At 53.0% G+C, this 16,402-nt stretch carries 19 protein-coding genes; 13 read left to right on the forward strand and 6 right to left on the reverse strand.

The genetic code is table 11. The features are described 5' to 3' along the window. Nucleotide 1: 1 nt before the first annotated feature. The 4 genes from fliR to G544_RS20015 all read left to right on the forward strand — a co-directional run bounded on the left by fliR (nucleotide 2) and on the right by G544_RS20015 (nucleotide 4,656). A complete protein-coding gene (gene fliR, locus G544_RS0105820; RefSeq protein WP_027273725.1) occupies nucleotides 2–784 on the forward strand; it encodes a flagellar biosynthetic protein FliR in 783 nt (260 codons plus the stop codon). After that, nucleotides 777–1,916: a flagellar type III secretion system protein FlhB gene (gene flhB, locus G544_RS0105825; protein WP_027273726.1), complete on the forward strand. Its 1,140-nt coding sequence runs from the start codon at nucleotides 777–779 to the stop codon at nucleotides 1,914–1,916. Before fliR ends, flhB begins: the two co-directional genes overlap by 8 nt. Next, nucleotides 1,909–3,993, forward strand: a complete 2,085-nt coding sequence (gene flhA, locus G544_RS0105830) for a flagellar biosynthesis protein FlhA (protein ID WP_134388935.1) — start codon at nucleotides 1,909–1,911, stop codon at nucleotides 3,991–3,993. The genes flhB and flhA overlap by 8 nt, the downstream gene beginning before the upstream one ends. A gap of 267 nt (nucleotides 3,994–4,260) precedes the next feature. Beyond that, nucleotides 4,261–4,656 (forward strand): hypothetical protein, encoded by a 396-nt coding sequence (locus G544_RS20015; RefSeq protein WP_027273728.1) that lies wholly within the window; start codon nucleotides 4,261–4,263, stop codon nucleotides 4,654–4,656. An 88-nt stretch (nucleotides 4,657–4,744) separates the two neighbouring features. On the opposite strand, the gene G544_RS0105840 is transcribed toward G544_RS20015, so the two are convergent. Further along, a complete protein-coding gene (locus G544_RS0105840; RefSeq protein ID WP_027273729.1) occupies nucleotides 4,745–4,957 on the reverse strand; it encodes a helix-turn-helix domain-containing protein in 213 nt (70 codons plus the stop codon). Next, nucleotides 4,954–5,331: a hypothetical protein gene (locus G544_RS20020; RefSeq protein ID WP_245614605.1), complete on the reverse strand. Its 378-nt coding sequence runs from the start codon at nucleotides 5,329–5,331 to the stop codon at nucleotides 4,954–4,956. The genes G544_RS0105840 and G544_RS20020 overlap by 4 nt, the downstream gene beginning before the upstream one ends. Nucleotides 5,332–5,563: 232 nt before the next feature. On the opposite strand from G544_RS20020, the gene G544_RS22590 reads away from it, so the two are divergent. From G544_RS22590 to G544_RS0105865, 5 genes are all read left to right on the forward strand, one after another. After that, on the forward strand, nucleotides 5,564–5,695 hold the full coding sequence (locus G544_RS22590; RefSeq protein ID WP_255309096.1) for a hypothetical protein: 132 nt from the start codon (nucleotides 5,564–5,566) through the stop codon (nucleotides 5,693–5,695). Next, a complete protein-coding gene (locus tag G544_RS0105855) occupies nucleotides 5,695–6,219 on the forward strand; it encodes a hypothetical protein (protein ID WP_027273731.1) in 525 nt (174 codons plus the stop codon). The genes G544_RS22590 and G544_RS0105855 overlap by 1 nt, the downstream gene beginning before the upstream one ends. A 324-nt stretch (nucleotides 6,220–6,543) precedes the next feature. Continuing rightward, on the forward strand, nucleotides 6,544–7,035 hold the full coding sequence (imm9, locus tag G544_RS21585; RefSeq protein ID WP_071783306.1) for an Imm9 family immunity protein: 492 nt from the start codon (nucleotides 6,544–6,546) through the stop codon (nucleotides 7,033–7,035). Nucleotides 7,036–7,101: 66 nt separating this feature from the next. Beyond that, entirely contained in the window at nucleotides 7,102–8,397 is a 1,296-nt protein-coding gene (locus G544_RS0105860; RefSeq protein WP_027273732.1) for a Fic family protein, read from the forward strand. A gap of 153 nt (nucleotides 8,398–8,550) precedes the next feature. Continuing rightward, a complete protein-coding gene (locus G544_RS0105865; protein WP_027273733.1) occupies nucleotides 8,551–9,027 on the forward strand; it encodes a hypothetical protein in 477 nt (158 codons plus the stop codon). Nucleotides 9,028–9,035: 8 nt separating this feature from the next. Here G544_RS0105865 and G544_RS20025 read toward each other — a convergent pair whose 3' ends face one another. Both G544_RS20025 and G544_RS0105875 read right to left on the reverse strand, forming a co-directional pair. Next, nucleotides 9,036–9,467 carry a helix-turn-helix domain-containing protein gene (locus G544_RS20025; RefSeq protein ID WP_051155593.1) on the reverse strand — a complete coding sequence of 144 codons (432 nt, stop codon included), beginning with the start codon at nucleotides 9,465–9,467 and terminating at the stop codon, nucleotides 9,036–9,038. After that, complete coding sequence (locus G544_RS0105875; RefSeq protein WP_027273734.1) at nucleotides 9,467–9,751, reverse strand: type II toxin-antitoxin system HigB family toxin; 285 nt, start codon at nucleotides 9,749–9,751, stop codon at nucleotides 9,467–9,469. The genes G544_RS20025 and G544_RS0105875 overlap by 1 nt, the downstream gene beginning before the upstream one ends. A gap of 629 nt (nucleotides 9,752–10,380) precedes the next feature. Here G544_RS0105875 and G544_RS0105880 point away from each other — a divergent pair. Continuing rightward, nucleotides 10,381–11,052, forward strand: a complete 672-nt coding sequence (locus tag G544_RS0105880; protein ID WP_134388934.1) for a hypothetical protein — start codon at nucleotides 10,381–10,383, stop codon at nucleotides 11,050–11,052. Nucleotides 11,053–11,088: 36 nt separating this feature from the next. Here G544_RS0105880 and G544_RS0105885 read toward each other — a convergent pair whose 3' ends face one another. Continuing rightward, nucleotides 11,089–11,907, reverse strand: a complete 819-nt coding sequence (locus G544_RS0105885; RefSeq protein WP_373876283.1) for a C40 family peptidase — start codon at nucleotides 11,905–11,907, stop codon at nucleotides 11,089–11,091. 258 nt (nucleotides 11,908–12,165) lie between these two features. Here G544_RS0105885 and G544_RS0105890 point away from each other — a divergent pair, with 258 nt between their 5' ends. Further along, on the forward strand, nucleotides 12,166–12,786 hold the full coding sequence (locus tag G544_RS0105890) for a glutathione S-transferase family protein (RefSeq protein WP_027273737.1): 621 nt from the start codon (nucleotides 12,166–12,168) through the stop codon (nucleotides 12,784–12,786). Nucleotides 12,787–12,917: 131 nt separating this feature from the next. Then, nucleotides 12,918–14,189: an amidohydrolase gene (locus G544_RS0105895; RefSeq protein ID WP_027273738.1), complete on the forward strand. Its 1,272-nt coding sequence runs from the start codon at nucleotides 12,918–12,920 to the stop codon at nucleotides 14,187–14,189. Nucleotides 14,190–14,194: 5 nt separating this feature from the next. On the opposite strand, the gene G544_RS0105900 is transcribed toward G544_RS0105895, so the two are convergent. Further along, nucleotides 14,195–15,127 carry a LysR substrate-binding domain-containing protein gene (locus G544_RS0105900; RefSeq protein WP_027273739.1) on the reverse strand — a complete coding sequence of 311 codons (933 nt, stop codon included), beginning with the start codon at nucleotides 15,125–15,127 and terminating at the stop codon, nucleotides 14,195–14,197. A gap of 174 nt (nucleotides 15,128–15,301) precedes the next feature. Between G544_RS0105900 and mltB the strand changes: the two genes are divergently transcribed. Beyond that, on the forward strand, nucleotides 15,302–16,396 hold the full coding sequence (mltB, locus tag G544_RS0105905; protein WP_027273740.1) for a lytic murein transglycosylase B: 1,095 nt from the start codon (nucleotides 15,302–15,304) through the stop codon (nucleotides 16,394–16,396). Nucleotides 16,397–16,402 lie beyond the last annotated feature (6 nt).

Here is a 16,402-nt window from a genome sequence, read left to right on the forward strand (position 1 = left end):
CATGATCCAGACGGATATCACAACGCTCAGCAACCTGGTGCTGGGGCTTTGGTACCCCTTTGTGCGCATAATGACCTTTATTCGCTTTAGCCCGGTGCTGGACAACACGGCCCTGACTTCGCGCGTACGGGTTCTGCTGGCGCTGGCGCTGGCCGTCATCATTACGCCGCTGGTGCCGCACCCGGTTCCCACCGGGCTGCTCAGCCTGCACACGCTGGTGCTGACGGTAGAGCAAATCCTTTGGGGCATGATGTTCGGCCTGATGTTTCAGTTTATCTTTCTTGCCTTGCAGCTGGCGGGGCAAATTCTTTCGTTCAACATGGGCATGAGCATGGCGGTGATGAACGATCCGTCCAGCGGAGCGTCCGTTACCGTGCTGTCCCAGTTTATTTATATCTACGCCGCGCTGCTGTTTTTCATTATGGACGGCCACCTGCTGCTGGTTAGCGTGCTGTACAAAAGCTTCACCTATTGGCCCATCGGCAACGCGTTGACGCCCCAGTCGCTTCGCAGCATCGCGCTGGCGATGACCTGGACGTTCGGCGCGGCAACGCTTTTGGCCCTGCCCACCACCTTCGTGATGCTTATCGTTCAGGGCTGCTTTGGCCTGCTCAACCGCGTGTCGCCGGCGCTCAACCTGTATTCGTTAGGCTTTCCCATCAACATGCTGTTCGGGCTGGTGTGCTTCGCCGCCCTGCTTTACTGCATGCCGGATCGCTATCTGCATCTGGTCAACTTTGTCCTGCAACAGCTCGATGCGCTGAGGGTTCCCGCTCATGGCTGATAACGGCAGCGAAGAAAAAAGCGAGAAACCCTCCGCCCAGAAGCTTCGCAAAGCGCGCGAAGAGGGGCAGGTCGCCCGCTCCAAAGACGTGAGCCTGGCCGCAGGGCTGTTCGCCGCGTATTTGGTGCTCAGCACCAGCTTCCCGTGGTATTGCGACTTTATTCGCGAAGGGTTCATTACCGTACACCAGTTTGCGCAGCAGGTCGGCGACGACGCCATCATCGGCCAATTTTTACTGCATAACCTGCTCGTCTTAAGCAAGTTCATCCTGACGCTGCTGCCGATACCGCTGGCGGCGTCAGCGGCATCGCTGGTACCGGGCGGCTGGATCGTCGTACCGAAAAAAATTCTGCCTGACTTCGGCAAAATCAATCCGCTAAAAGGGTTTGGCAAACTGTTTTCCAAAGAGCATACGGTAGAAACCGGCAAGATGGCGCTCAAGGCGATTATCGTTTTGGTAATGCTGGGGCTGAGCCTGCGCAGCAACTTCCACAGCTTTCTTAATCTGCAAAACCACTTTTTCTATCAGGCCGTTACCACTGGCCTGTCGCTGTATGCCGGCATCATGCTCAACTTCATTATTCTCTTCGCCTTTTTCGCACTCTTGGACGCTCCGCTGGCGAAGTTCATGTTCACCCGCGGGCTGAAGATGACCAAGCAGGAAGTGAAAGAAGAGTACAAAAACCAGGAAGGCAAGCCGGAAGTCAAAGCGAAAATCAGGCGGCTACAGCGACAAATGGCGATGGGGCAAATTCGCAAAGTGGTGCCGAGCGCCGACGTGGTGATCGTCAACCCGACCCACTTCGCGGTCGCGCTGCGCTATGACCAATCGCGCGCCGCCGCGCCGTTCGTCGTCGCTAAAGGCACCGACGAGATTGCGCTGTTTATCCGTCAGGTGGCGAAAGAGAGCGGCATCGAAGTCGTCGAGTTTCCAAAGCTCGCGCGCGCCGTCTACTACACCACGCGGATTAACCAGCAGATCCCCTTCCAGCTTTACCGGGCCATCGCTCACGTGCTGACTTACACGCTGCAGCTGAAGAGCTGGCGCGCCGGCCAGCAGGATCGCCCGCACCTAAACCAACACATATCCATCCCTCAAGAGGCGTTGAAACAGGATACAGAAAATGATTAAACGAGTGCTGACAGCCTTACGGGGCGGACGCCTTGGCGTTCCTCTGGTACTGCTGTGTATTTTGGCGATGGTTATCCTACCGCTGCCGCCGATGCTGCTGGACATACTGTTCACCTTCAACATCGTGCTGGCGGTGCTGGTGCTGCTGGTCAGCGTCTCCACCAAGCGGCCGCTGGATTTCAGCCTGTTCCCAACCGTACTGCTGATAACCACACTGATGCGCCTGACGCTCAACGTGGCGTCGACCCGCGTGGTCCTGCTGTTCGGCCACGAGGGCGTAGGCGCAGCGGGTAAGGTGATTGAATCCTTCGGTCAGGTGGTGATCGGCGGCAACTTCGTGGTCGGCTTTGTGGTGTTCATCATCCTGATGATCATCAACTTTATCGTCGTCACCAAGGGCGCCGAGCGTATTTCCGAGGTTTCCGCGCGCTTTACTCTGGACGCCATGCCGGGCAAGCAGATGGCTATCGACGCCGACCTGAACGCCGGGCTTATCAACCAGGCGCAGGCGCAGGCCAGACGTAAAGAAGTGGCGGGAGAAGCCGACTTCTACGGTGCGATGGACGGCGCCTCGAAGTTTGTGCGCGGCGACGCCATCGCCGGGATGATGATCCTCGCCATCAACATGATTGGCGGTATCTGCATCGGCATCTTCAAACACAACCTCAGCGCCGAAGCGGCCTTCCAGCAGTACGTGCTGATGACCATCGGTGACGGTCTGGTAGCGCAAATTCCTTCGCTGCTGCTGTCTACCGCCGCCGCCGTTATCGTGACCCGCATCAGCGACAGCGGCGATATCGCGACCGACGTGCGTTCTCAGCTTCTGGCAACGCCGTCGATACTCTACACCGCCGCCGGCGTTATGTTCGTGCTGGCCATCGTGCCCGGCATGCCCCACCTGCCGTTCCTGGCCTTTACCGCCCTGCTGTGCTTTGTCGCATGGCGCCAGAGTAAGCGCCCTCAGGTAGCGGAGACGGATGAAAAAAGCCTGGCCGACCTGAGCAAGTCCATCACCGAGACGGCGGAGCAGCAGGTCAGTTGGGAAACCATTCCGCTGATTGAGCCCATCAGCCTGAGCCTCGGCTACAAGCTGGTTTCTCTGGTGGATAAGACCAAGGGCAACCCGCTGACCCAGCGCATACGCGGCGTGCGGCAGGTGATATCCGACAACAACGGCGTTCTTCTGCCGGAAATTCGCATACGGGAAAACTTCCGCCTCAAGCCGACGCAGTACGCCATCTACATCAACGGCATTAACGCCGCCGAGGGGGAAGTCCCCGCCGACAGGCTGATGGCGCTGCCTTCCAGCGAAACCTACGGCGAAATCGACGGCGTTTTAGGCACCGATCCGGCCTACGGTATGCCGGTCACCTGGATACAGCCCACGCAGAAGGCCAAAGCGCTCAATCTCGGCTATCAGGTTATCGACACCGCCAGCGTTATCGCGACGCACGTTAACAAAACCGTGCGCAACTACATTCCCGAGCTCTTCAACTACGACGACATCACATATCTGCACAACCGATTGGGCTCGATGGCGCCAAGGCTTGCCGAAGACCTCGGCGCGGCGCTGAACTATGGCCAGCTGCTAAAGGTGTATCGTCAGCTTCTCACCGAGGGCGTTTCGCTTAGGGATATCGTCACCGTCGCAACGGTGCTGGTCACCGCCAGCGTAAACACCAAGGACCCGATCCTCCTTACCTCGGACGTGCGCCTGGCGATGCGCCGAAGCATTACGCAGTCTCTGGCCCGCCACCGCGAGCTGTCGGTCTATACCTTAAACAACGAGCTGGAAAACCTGCTTTTAAGCGTCGTCAATCAGGCCCAGCAGGGCGGCAAGACGTCGCTGGACAGCGTACCGGTCGATCCCAACATGCTCGGCCAGTTCCAGACCAACATGCCGCAGATACAAGAGCAGATGAAGGCCGCCGGCAAAGAGCCGGTGCTGCTGGTCGCCCCGCTGCTGCGCCCGCTGCTGTCGCGCTACGCGCGGCTGTTTGCGCCGGGGTTGCAGGTGCTCTCCTATAACGAAGTGCCGGACGAGCTGGAGTTGAAGATATTGGGGTCGTTGACGTAGGTTTTTTCTTTTTCGTTCATGTAGGCGTTAGTGGATATTCCGATTGGTCGCGATGGCTGGTCGGAATATTTTTTTGCGTTGGCGTTAGAAGAGCGGCGGGCTTGGCGCGACGTTTTAGAAATAGAGGCCGTTGGTTTAGAATGGCGCGGTGCAAATAAGGGAGTATCAGGGTGTGGCGGTAGCGTGTCTATATTCAGCTCAGCAGGAATAATTTTTAGGTCTTTCTCGTATGAAATCTTTCTCGTATGAACTATTGGAATCATCGTTATGAAGAAAAAATTTTCTTTTGAGAATCTTCTGGTGAAAAAGAGGGATTTCAGCATCGAGGAGAAAGAAATTATCTTTTTCTCTATGCACAACATCGTGAGTAATTGTATTAACCCAACCTGGATTAATGCGTTATCTGACCTACATTCCCTCATGGCTGATAATGAGTATTATATAGCGCTCAACGTTATCACGACAAAAGGGAAAAACCGGTTCTTCAGGGAGGCACTTGTTTCATGCTCAAAAGCTGATCTGTTAAATTTTTTAAGTGATGAAGTTGATGTAGTATCTGGATATTCAAGACCTTTTGTCATTTCACCTTTGTTTTCTACACAGCCAGAATATGTGATTTCCGTTACGGAAGAAGCGTGTGTTCATTTTTATAAAATAAATTAATAAGTTACATAGTAAATCTGGAAACTTTTTAGATATAACCAATCCCGCACCACCACCAGCAGCGCGGGAAGCCCCCTGAAAACCCTTCCTACCTACCGCAATACCTCGAAGGCCAAATCTCCTCCGGCGCAACCCCCAACGCCCCGGCAATCAGCCTTTCCCCCTTCGGCCAGCGGCGAGCCAGAGCGTTAGCCAATGTCGTGGACGCCAGCCCCGCGCTGCGGGAGACGGCGGCAAGCGACGTGCCGCGCTTTTTTAATGCGGCGATAACGTCAGCGGAATGCCAGTCCTGCGTCTTCATAGCGCTCCTCCATTAACGGGAACGATCCCGTTGGCCGTATGCACCCAGCGCGGAGCTTTGAGTTCCGCCGCAAGGTAGCAAACCAGCCCAAACAGCAGGTCTGAGATAACTTGCTCCACGTCGTGCGGCAGCTCTCGGTTAGTCAGGATTTGCGCCAGCGCAAGGCTGTAGTTGCACAGCTGCCCCGTGTCAGGCTCAAAGCTCGGAGAAATGAGAGGATACGCGTCGGTAATAAACTGCGATTCCAGATGGGGCGGGATAGGGTCGTTCTGCGTATCCTGAAGCCACGTCAGGCAGGCGATGAGGCGCTCGCAAAACGAGGGCGCAGCACCGGAAAGTCGAATTCGGCCTGAGCCTCGGCGAACTGCTCGCAATAGTCGGCAAGAATGGTGAAATCCATAGTAGAACTTAGAGGAATGGAAAGTAATGAGTTAAATTGGTTAGAAGTTGTAGCCATAAGACAGTCTCCAACGAGCGATTAATAAAGAGACGCTTACACGCCCCATGTCGCCGACGTTTATCCAGGAGACCAATCCCGATGCCCGCTTTCGCGGGCATGATGCGACGATACTGCGGCCCGAGTTTTGCGGCAAGGAAAGGAATTTAATGTCTGGAGATGTCTCGCAAAATATAGATAATGCTAAGAATGGGATTTTTTTAAGAAAAGTAGATGATGAAATAGATAATTCAAAAGTTAATTCTGTTTGGGCAATAACTCTCAATAAAGGTGGACGGTGATGGATAAAATATACACGACAGAGCCAATAGAATTTGCATTTACGGAGAATTTCTTTGGCGGAATTCCAGGCAGTGTAGATAAACATTATGTCATAATTAATGATATTAATGAGGCATATAAATTCGCATTTGAGCAAAATCTTCCCAGAGGATATAAAGTCTGGCAAGACATTATAGAGCAGATCCGTAGCTCATTGAGAAAAAATAATAAGTTTCAAGAAGCAGATGATTCCATCAATGCGTTGTTGGCTCAGCTACAATCGCAAAACGCTTCATCACTTATTGATTATAGAAAGAAAAAAGTGAAGAAAATAAATAGCAAATATGATGACTTTCTTTTTTCTGAGGCAAGAAATGATGCATATTTTGTTTTAAGTACCGTAGCGATAAATAGATATTTAGATAATTACATAACCGGGTCGTTACTTGAGAATGTGTTTAAGGCATATCAGCTTGGGGGATGGCCATGTGGCATCAAGGATGAAAGTATTGTGTTTTTTAATCCATCATCACTAATTATATAAAATAGTTAACAAAAAAATGTAAGTTGCGGTATCACGCACGCATCAACCGCCAATATTGAAATTTTACCCCTGCCAGTTAAACTATCTCAATATTCCTATTTTTTGAGATAGTTTGCCATGTCGATTAAACGGCCTCCCTCGCTCGGCCCATTAAACTATATCACCGGTGAGCAGCTGGCGGTGGTACTAAAAACTGGGGAGACTACAAAGTTTCTCGTAACACAATAGCGTATAGACAGATTTTGTGAATAGCGCTCTCTGGCTTAGAATAGCTTGTGGGTCAGATAAAGGAATGTCAGGGTGGGGCGGAAAAAAGGTTTTGTAATGAGTGAAAAGATAAGAGTATTAACACCATGTGAGATTCCTGGCCTTGCAAATGAAGTTGATTTATTTTCTATTAATAAAGCATTAAATTCTTATGTAGAAACTATATTAGCATCTATTAATATTCGTGATTTAGGCGACTGGTCCATATTGATATCGGTAACTTCTCGTTCAACGAATGGCATCGGGGTTTATAAACGAATCAGACGCTATCCTTCAGATAAAGAATTTGAAATTTCCATATCTTTAACCATCCCTGATGACAAGCAGGCAGAGTATGGTTCCTCTAGAGTCAACGAGGGGTTTTATCTACCTTTAGATGACAAGAAGTTTTATATACTACCTCCTGATTTTGATGGCTATAACTGCCTGTGGGATTATATCTTTTGCAGTGCAAAGCATGCGATTGACTTGGCTTTTCAACATGGTTTCACCTGTAATGGGGAAAAAATAGAATTCAATTGCGGTATCACACATGTCAATCGACAATAACAGCGTTGTTATTCTCCCCCCATCGGCTAAACTATCTCAACATTCCTATTTTTTGAGATAGTTTAGATGGCGATTAAACGACCTCCCGCGCTCGTCCCATTGAGCCATATCACCGGCGAACAGCTGGCGTCTTACGCCTCTTGGTCACGCGTTGTCGATGATAAAGGGCGCTATCTCCCATGGGACGAATTTCAGTTCCGCGTTAAGAAAGAGCAGGATCCGGTTCTTGTCTGGAGCTTCACCCGGCGCGCGCGTAGCGCCGCGATGCAGTTTCTCAACTATGCCAATGAGCAGGGTGAACGCGCAGGGTTCAATAACACGCCGCTGATGTTGGAAGTGTGCGAGCGGGTGGATAAATACGCAACGGCTCAGGCCCTGCTTCAACAGCAGCAGCGGCTACAGGACATTGGCGCAATGCTAAGCCAGCTGCGGCTCGATGAGGCCATCACTAGCGCCCAGCTGGAAGGGGCCAACACCACCACGCAGGTGGCGAAAAACATGCTGGAAACGGGGCGCAAGCCGCGAACGGAGAGCGAACAGATGATCGCGGGCAACGCCCGGCTGATGGGCGAAATTTCCGCACGCCTTGATGAACAGCTCACTCCCGCGCTTATTCGCCATTTTCATTCGGTCGGCATGACGGGCATTGACGACCGGAAGTACTCGCCGGGCTACTTTCGAACCACTGACGACGTGGTCATCGCCGATTATGACGGCAACGTGGTTCATCAACCGCCAAAGGCCGAGCATATTGACGAACGGCTTGAGCAGGTATGCGCATGGGTAAATGCGGATGCGGAAACCTATGTTCATCCGCTGGTTCGCGCCTGTATCCTGCATTTCATGATTGCACACGAGCATCCTTTCCGGGATGGCAATGGGCGAACCGCGCGGGCCCTGTTTTACTGGTTTATGCTGAAATCAGGGTACGAGGCGTTTCGCTATATTTCTATCAGCAGTTTGCTTTACGCGGCGTCGACTAAATATGCCTATAGCTATCAGTACACTGAAACGGACGGCATGGATTTAACCTATTTTCTCGAATATCAGCTGGGCATCGTGAAGCGGGCGTTAGATAAATTCTATGGCCACATCGATACCGTCATAAAGCGCCGCGCACGACTCGACAGAACGCTTTTTGACTCAGGGGCGTTACAACGCCTGACGCAGCGGCAGGTCACTTTGCTGAACATTATGCTGGCCGACGAAAGTCAGGGGATTACCGTAGCGCACATCGCCGAACGGTTAGGCGTGTCGGACAACACCGCGCGCAGCGATCTTAAAACGCTGGTCCGTGAAGGCTTTGCCGAAGCGCGTAAGGCCAATATGCAGCAGACGGTTTATTTTGCGGCGTTGACGTGATGCGGCGTCGGCTCCATTGACGCGGGTATTGGCGTACCCGGCTCGGCCTCATCACGGGAATATCAGCGTCGGCGGGTATTACAAAAAGCGCCTGGATTTATAGGGTCGGATCCAGTTTAATAACACTCAGGATTATTCCTATAAGGTTTTGGTATGAAATCAAATAAATTTGACGGTCTCCTAAAAGACATAAGCGATGCTTTTTATGATAAAAACTATAAATATATTCAGGAATCTTCATCAAAGGTATTTGGAACCCATGAAGAAGCTTTTTTACTTTCAGAATTAGCGGAAAACCTTCCTTATAGCATTTTTGAAGTTTTTTTATTGATTAATTTGGATTTTTTATTAGAAAAATCTCATGAAGAATTAAAAAGTATAATTACCACATCAAATAATAAAAATAAGAAACTAGCTCTATACCATATAATACAATTTTTAAAATCCCATAGTGATATAAAAAACGAACACCTTATAAGGCTGGGGATTAAATTAGATAACATAGGTTATACATTCAATGATAATGTTCCGTACAAAGGATTAGATAAAGTAAATCAGACATTGTATTTCACATATAATATACAGAAAGAAAAAATATCAAAATTCAAAAAACTCTTTTCATATTCTTAATGGTTGCATCAAGCTGCCCAGTAAATGTCTTCATCTGAAAGCTTAATGCCATCCTCAGCTTCAACGTGATTAACATCTTGAATCAGAATATCAGCCGGTATACCCAACCCCTTATGCAGCCGCCTTATCATTGACAGACTGAGGCGACGCTTGTAATTAAGCACTTCCGAAACTTTGGATGCAGAACCCATGAACCGGGTCATGTCAGATTGGGTTAAGCCCTGCTGCTCCATCCTAAATTTGATAGCCTCAATGGGGTCTGGCTTATCCATCGGGAACTTGGATTCTTCATAATGCCCAACAAGCAGGCTGAGTAGTTCGAACTCATCAAAATCATCGGTATCGGGCTGAAGATCGCTATTAGCAAGCTGCAATAAGCGATCCATTCCACGCTCATAGTCATCGTGGGTCTTGAAGATGCGCCAATTTTGCTGTGCCATTAGAGCCTCCACTTATCATACTCGGCGTGGGTGCCAATTTTTTCAATTACAACTACGCCTGCAATGTAGACAACCAGCACAACCAAGCGATAGTTGTTACCTTTTATATTAAAAATGACTTTGTTATTAGCAAGGAAGTCGGCGCTTGGGAACCTGTTCTTTATGTCTTGAGGTGTTTTCCAAGTCGCTCTGCAAACTTCATCATACCAAGCATCTAAGGCACTTCTAGCTCGATTATGCCGTTGGCTGAAATCATGAATCTTCCCTAATCCTCTGACTCTCATTTTGACTGAAAATTCCCTATTTGGGAAGTATCTGTGATTTTCCCTAAAAGATAAAATGATAGCTTAACGAATACGGCGACCAGGCCGCCCCAAGGCCTATATTATGGCTACTCGCAGAGTATGAGTAAGGGCATGCCTCTGGCCTTTCTTAAATCTAAGGATTTAGTATCTCTTCCCAACGGCAGCGCGGTAAGCCTCCTGCGTCAGCCACTCGCCTTTCGACCAGCAAGAAAAATGAAAAGTAATGAGCTGGATTGGTTAGAACCTGTAGCCATAAGATAGTCTCCAACGAGCGATTAATAAAAAGACGCTCACTCGCCCCACGCCGCCGGCGGTTTATTATTCAGAAAACCAATCCCGATGCCTACTTGCGCGGGCACGATGCGACGATACTGCGGCTAACGATCCGCAACAAGAAAAGGAATTTAGAGTCTGGAGATGTCCCGCAAAATATCGGCTTTGCCCTGCCGTTTCACGCTATAGGCCAATTTAGTCCAAATCCCAATTAAGTTTCCCGCCCCCCGCGTCGCTTATATCAATCAGCGATGCCCACTCGGACGACGGGATCTCAACGCCTCTCGCCCGCACGAACAAAAACGACAGAAAAGCAACACAGGGAACAAGGCGAAATGATTTCTCTCTCTGGCACAGGCCAAAACGATCAACCGACGCCGACGGGAAGGCTTTCAATGACGAACGGCGCCAGAAGCGCCCCTGTGCCGGAAACGGTGACCCCACAGGCCGATGCCGACGACGGCGTGCTGAACAAGGCCATTCTGCTGGCGGCCACGCAAATACTGTTAACCACCGGCTCCGGTTCATCAAAAGAGGAAGATGCAAGCGCCGCCCTGCTCTACAGCCGTACCATAGCGGCGGTGGAAAAAATAAGCACCGAGCGCCGCCTTGCCGCACCGGTGGAGTTAAACAAGGTTGAGCTTCAAAAGCTCAGAATCAAGCTGATACGACAGCTGGGCTCTTCCGCCAGCGCCACGCTCCAACTGGCCAAAGAGGGCATTCAGACCGACGACGGGATTGAAGAAGTGAAGGTCAGGCCGTATGCGTCCCCGACGCTGGCCGAATTTGCCCAACGGCGAGACGTCGAGCGCTCTAGCGGTAAAATCATCGATGAACGCCGCGTCGAATCGACGACGGATAAGGCGGAGCACCGGCCGGAATACGTTCCCTTCCCGCCCTCACAGGCTCAGGATGAGAAAGGAAAAGCGGGATTTTTTAACGCATTTATCTTCACCGTTGCCGCGCTGATTACCGGCTTTTTACTGTATCTGACGCTGCTTTATTAAGCGACGTTAGGCATATCTTACCGCCGTGAGCGCAGCCTAAAGCACCGTATCTTCAGACAGCACCCTGCGAGCGCCCAGATAGTGGTCTTGCCAGAAGTCGTTGCTAAAGTCGCTGATGCGAATGCGCTCTCCGGTGCGCGGCGCCTCGATAAAGCGACCGTTGCCCAGATAAACGCCCACGTGGTCGGCATGGTCCGTCGAATGGATATGGAAAAAGATTAAATCGCCGCGGCGAAGCGCCCCTTTGTTCACCGGTCGGGCTCGAGGATAGTGGTACATCTGGTCGGCGGTGCGCGGCAGCTTTGCCGCCAGCAGGCGGTTATAGGCGTAAAACACCAGGCCGCTGCAGTCAAAGCCCTCCTGCGGCGTCTCACCACCCCAAACGTACGGCTTTCCTAGCTGATCTTCCAGCCGGGTGATGGCCTTATCCGTCACGTTCTGAACGTATTCGCTGTCTGCCGGCTCGTGGGATTCAGGCGCTCGATAGGGCGTAAACCATTCGGGATGCTGTTCAACCAGCTTACGGTTCTGCGCCCTTACGACCGACTTGGTGGCAAACACCACGCCCTTCATCTTTTCCTTTTTCTGCTCCTGCAAGGTGTGATACTTCGCCAGCAGCATTTCCCGATTATGCATACGCTGCAGCGCGGCGTGGCTAAAAACCGGTTGGACGACGTGAGCAGGCGGCTTGTGCGGATGCATGTGGACGACCTTATGCGCTTTAGCCTTAACTTTCGCCGTCGACGTCGTCTGCTTGGCCGCTAGCGGGCAGGCAAGCGTCAGCGCAAACAAAAATACGCCAAGGCGCTTTGTTCGACCAAAGGGAAAATGTAAACGATAGCGTGTGTCTGTCATTGTTTAGGAGGTAATAACGATCGCGGAGACCAAATAATTAACGGCCAACAACCTAACATGCGTGGGGGTTTGAAAGGGTTATTATGGAATTATTAAAATATTATTTATTATATATTAGTAGGTTATCACTAATTCCAATAAGAATGTCGGGCGGTTTCCGCTCTAAATATCCCAAACAAAACCAAACTGCGTGGCCGCTATAGACATCCCCTCCGTTAAACGCCAAAGTGAAGATCCCCACCTCTACCGGAGAACGTCATGCTCATTTACGCCTACCCCTTCAGCCGCTCTACCCGCGCCCTATGGACCGCCGAAGAGCTTGGGCTCAGCTATGAAACCCAGTTTATCGACGTCAAAAACAAAAGCCGCATCGCCCCCGGCCACGGCAGCCCGCATCCTTTAACCAAGGTACCGGCGCTGATTGACGACGACGTTCGCCTGTTCGAATCCGTCGCCATTTGTAAATACCTGGCCGAAAACTACGGCGACGGTCGGCTTTATCCGGCAGAAAAAAGGAGACGGGCTGAGGTCGATATGTGGCTGTCCTACGCCGTGACTGATCTGGAGCAGCCGCTGTGGACCATGCTCAAGCACGGAATGCTGCTGCCCGAAGCGCAGCGCGTTCCCGCCATCGCGCCCGTCGCCCGGCGCGAATTTGAGCTTGCTTATCAAGCCTTGCCGAACACGCCGTCACCCACGGGTGAAAGTTTTACGCTCGCGGATATTTTTATTAGCCACGTGCTCTCTTGGGCAAAAGGCTTGGGCATTACGCTATCAGAACCGCATGAAGAATACGTCAGCCGCTGCCAGAACAGGCCCGCGTTTCTTAAGGCCCGCCAGCGAGAAGCCGAAGGGGTGGAGCAGCTAAAGCACCATTAGTTTAGCGTCTAGAGTTTAACGTCTAGTTTCACTTTGGCTATTGCTCATTCATAACTTATGGGTTATTAAAATCATAACTTATATTATTTACGCTTCCCATCCGGTCTCGTACGAAAGAAGAGGAATTCTCCATGACATCAATCACCCCAGACCAGCTCCGCGCCTGGCGCAGGCAAATCCACCGGTATCCTGAAATAGGCTGGACGGAGTTCGTCACCACCGCAACGATTATTCAAACCCTGCGCAGCATGGGGCTTTCGGTCAAAACCGGCCCGCAGATCGTGCGTCGGGAAAGCATTCTCGGCCGCGACGAACAGTTGGTTGCGCGGGCGATTGACGCGGCCAAGGAACAGGGCGTTTCTCAAGCACTGTTGGACGAAATGGACGGACTCACCGGCTGTATGGCCGAGCTGGATACCGGCGTTCCCGGCCCCACCTTCGGCTTTCGTTTCGACATCGACTGCGTCGCGGTACAGGAATCCAATGAGCAAGAACACCTCCCGGCCAAAGAAGGCTTCGCCTCCCGCTGCGACGGCCTGATGCACGCCTGCGGCCACGACGGGCACAGCGCCATCGGGCTCGGCGTCGCCGCCTGGCTGTGCAAAAACCGCGCCGGGCTTCGCGGCAGGTTCAAGCTGATTTTTCAGCCGGCGGAAGAGGGCGTCCGCGGCGCTCGCCCAATCAGCGACAGCGGCGTGCTGGACGACGTCGACTACCTGATGGGCATGCACCTGGGCTGTAATCTGAAAATGGGGGAAGTGGCCCTCGACCCGAAGGACTTCCTCTGCACCACCAAGCTCGACGTCTACTTTGAGGGCAAGCCGGCTCACGCGGGCGCAGACCCGGAAAAAGGCCACAACGCGCTGACGGGCGCCTGCCTGGCCGCCGGGCAAATCATGGCGGCGCCCCGCCACAGCGGCGGCATGTCGCGCATCAACGTCGGCACGCTGCGGGCAGGAGAAGGCCGCAACGTTATCCCGGCGACGGCGAAAATGGAAATCGAAGTGCGCGGGCAAACGGCAGAAATCACCCAATATTTGGTCGACTACGTCGAGCGCTGCGCGCTGGGTGCGGCCCAAATCCACCAGCTCACGACTAAAATAGAGAAAACCGGCGAAGCGCTGGATTTTACTAACGACCCAGAGATGGTCGACGTTATGCAGGGCGTCGTTGATGGCCTCCCCGCTCTGACCAACGTCAGTGCTTCAATGGGCGGCAGCGAAGACGTCTCGCTTATGGTAAGGCGCGTACAGGAACACGGCGGCAAGGCGATTTTCTTTATCGTCGGCGCGTCTCAAACCGCCGGCCACCACCACGCCCGCTTTGACATCGACGAGGCGGCGCTAACGACCGGGCTGACGCTGTTCACCGAAGGGATTCAGGCCATTCTGGAACGACCATAGCCCTCTCAGAGCGGCGCGGAAAACGCGTCGCTTTCAGGCTGACGGGCGCGCAGAAAGTCGATGTAGCGCTGGGTGTCGCCGTCGGCCGCTTTTCGACTGAAGCAGACGATTTCGCTCTGGATTTCCGGTAAAAACGGCCGATAGCAAACGGTCGACGAATTCGGCAGCGGAAACGCGCTGACCAGGCTTAGCCCCAGCCCTGCCTCGACAAACGTCAGAGCGCTTTCCAGATCGGAGACCTCCGCAACCCGACGCGGCTCGGCGCCCGATTTGGCCAGCGCCCGATCCAGCAGATCGCGGCCGATGTTGTTTTTGATGAGGGCGATAAAGGGAAGACCGTGAAGGTCGTCAGGAGTAATTTCAGGCGTCTCGCAAAGCGGGTGCCCGACGGGCAGCGCACAGACGATGCGGGTTTTGCGAACGGGCGTCTGGCTAAGGCTGTAGTTGTCGTTATAGGCCACAGCGTCGGCTATCGCGACGTCCGCCTGCCCCTGCGCCATCATCGCCGGGATCTGCTCGCTGCGCACGATCTCCAGATAGACGGTAATCTCAGGATAAGCCTGCATAAACTCGGCAGTTATGCGGTTTACAAAGCCGTGGGCCAGCGTCGACGGCGCCAGAATGCGAAGCGGCGCCCGGCGCTGACGCTGCTGAAACTGGGTCAGCCGGCTAAATGACTCGGCGATAATGCCTATTTCCTGATAAAGCGTTAGCGCGTCGGCGGTTGGGCTGAGGCGATTGCCCTCCCGCAGGAACAGTGGACGGCCGCAGCGGGTCTCTATCTGGTTGAGCGTGCGGCTCACCGCCGGTTGAGAAATCCCCAACCGCTCCGCCGCGCCGGTTACGCTGCCGGCGTCTATCACCGTTTGCACAATTTCCAGATCGCGCAGGGTCGCCCATCCGCCCGCCCAGGACGCCCGCTTTATCGTTGTCGTCATGACTGTTGCTCGTGAAAAAGTCGTGATGTGCAGTATACCCAGACGAGCCGCATTCTGTCCGTTCATCTTTAGTAAAAAGCGAGCCGTCCCGCAATGAAAGATTCCGGTTTAAGCGGCTATCAGAATGTCTTACCATAGTGGCTGTTTTTTTATTCTGCCGCCTACGGATGTGACATGCGCTATCTGACTCTCTTTCTGCCCCTATTCCTGTTGCTCACCGCCTGTAGCAGCAAGCCCGACCTCAGCGCCAAAAGCGAATTGGAGAGTTCCATGTCCGGCGGCTTTAAGCTGGACCCAGAGCACAGCGTTCATCCGTTGACGGGCGACTTTTCCGGCAATCCGAATGCGGAGCGCTTTATCGACAACATGGTAAATACCCACGGCTTCGACCGGCAGCAGCTTCACGACGTTCTGGCCCAGACCAAGCGCTTGGACTACGTTTTAAACCTGATGGAGCAGCAGGCGCCGACGCCTAAAACCACGCCGCAAACGCCGAGCGTGCCGGTGCCTAACGGCGCCTGGATCCGCTATCGCAACAAGTTCATCACTACCGATAACGTGCAAAAAGGGGTGGAGTTCTGGAACCAGTACGAAGATGCGCTTAAGCGGGCAGAGAAAACGTACGGCGTGCCGCCGGAAATCATCGTCGGCATTATTGGCGTAGAAACCCGCTGGGGCCGAGTGATGGGAAAAACCCGCATTATCGACGCGCTAGCGACGCTCTCCTTTGACTACCCGCGCCGGGCAGCCTACTTTACCAAAGAGCTGGAAATTTACCTGCTGATGGCACGCGCAGAAGGTAGGGATCCGCTGTCGCTACAGGGTTCCTATGCCGGCGCTATGGGCTACGGCCAGTTTATGCCGTCATCCTTTAAGGACTACGCCGTCGACTTCAACGGCGACGGGCACGTCAACCTGTGGGATCCGGTTGACGCCATTGGCAGCGTCGCGAACTACTTTAAGGCCCACGGCTGGCAGCCGGGCGAAAAAGTGGCCATCGTCGCTCAGGGCGACGCCCCCATGCTGAAGCACGGCTTCAACACGCGCTACACCGCGACCGCTCTTGCCGCCGCCAAACTCAGGCCTACGGCTCCGTTGGGGAACTATAAGGAAACCAGCCTGCTTAGACTGGATATGGGAAAAAGCTTTCAGTACTGGTACGGATTGCCCAACTTCTACGCCATTACGCGCTACAACCACAGTACCCACTATGCCATGGCCGTCTGGCAGCTCGGTCAGGAAGTCTCCGTCAGTCGCCGCATGAAGTAAGCGCCG

Source organism: Leminorella grimontii ATCC 33999 = DSM 5078 (genome assembly GCF_000439085.1).
Taxonomy (GTDB): Bacteria; Pseudomonadota; Gammaproteobacteria; order Enterobacterales; family Enterobacteriaceae; genus Leminorella; species Leminorella grimontii.

Coding starts and splice junctions, on each gene's coding strand:
- fliR (WP_027273725.1), top strand. CDS start 2: ATGATCCAGACGGATATCACAACGCTCAGCAACCTGGTGCTGGGGCTT.
- flhB (WP_027273726.1), top strand. CDS start 777: ATGGCTGATAACGGCAGCGAAGAAAAAAGCGAGAAACCCTCCGCCCAG.
- flhA (WP_134388935.1), top strand. CDS start 1,909: ATGATTAAACGAGTGCTGACAGCCTTACGGGGCGGACGCCTTGGCGTT.
- G544_RS20015 (WP_027273728.1), top strand. CDS start 4,261: ATGAAGAAAAAATTTTCTTTTGAGAATCTTCTGGTGAAAAAGAGGGAT.
- G544_RS0105840 (WP_027273729.1), bottom strand. CDS start 4,957: ATGAAGACGCAGGACTGGCATTCCGCTGACGTTATCGCCGCATTAAAA.
- G544_RS22590 (WP_255309096.1), top strand. CDS start 5,564: ATGTCTGGAGATGTCTCGCAAAATATAGATAATGCTAAGAATGGGATT.
- G544_RS0105855 (WP_027273731.1), top strand. CDS start 5,695: ATGGATAAAATATACACGACAGAGCCAATAGAATTTGCATTTACGGAG.
- imm9 (WP_071783306.1), top strand. CDS start 6,544: ATGAGTGAAAAGATAAGAGTATTAACACCATGTGAGATTCCTGGCCTT.
- G544_RS0105860 (WP_027273732.1), top strand. CDS start 7,102: ATGGCGATTAAACGACCTCCCGCGCTCGTCCCATTGAGCCATATCACC.
- G544_RS0105865 (WP_027273733.1), top strand. CDS start 8,551: ATGAAATCAAATAAATTTGACGGTCTCCTAAAAGACATAAGCGATGCT.
- G544_RS20025 (WP_051155593.1), bottom strand. CDS start 9,467: ATGGCACAGCAAAATTGGCGCATCTTCAAGACCCACGATGACTATGAG.
- G544_RS0105875 (WP_027273734.1), bottom strand. CDS start 9,751: ATGAGAGTCAGAGGATTAGGGAAGATTCATGATTTCAGCCAACGGCAT.
- G544_RS0105880 (WP_134388934.1), top strand. CDS start 10,381: ATGATTTCTCTCTCTGGCACAGGCCAAAACGATCAACCGACGCCGACG.
- G544_RS0105885 (WP_373876283.1), bottom strand. CDS start 11,907: ATGACAGACACACGCTATCGTTTACATTTTCCCTTTGGTCGAACAAAG.
- G544_RS0105890 (WP_027273737.1), top strand. CDS start 12,166: ATGCTCATTTACGCCTACCCCTTCAGCCGCTCTACCCGCGCCCTATGG.
- G544_RS0105895 (WP_027273738.1), top strand. CDS start 12,918: ATGACATCAATCACCCCAGACCAGCTCCGCGCCTGGCGCAGGCAAATC.
- G544_RS0105900 (WP_027273739.1), bottom strand. CDS start 15,127: ATGACGACAACGATAAAGCGGGCGTCCTGGGCGGGCGGATGGGCGACC.
- mltB (WP_027273740.1), top strand. CDS start 15,302: ATGCGCTATCTGACTCTCTTTCTGCCCCTATTCCTGTTGCTCACCGCC.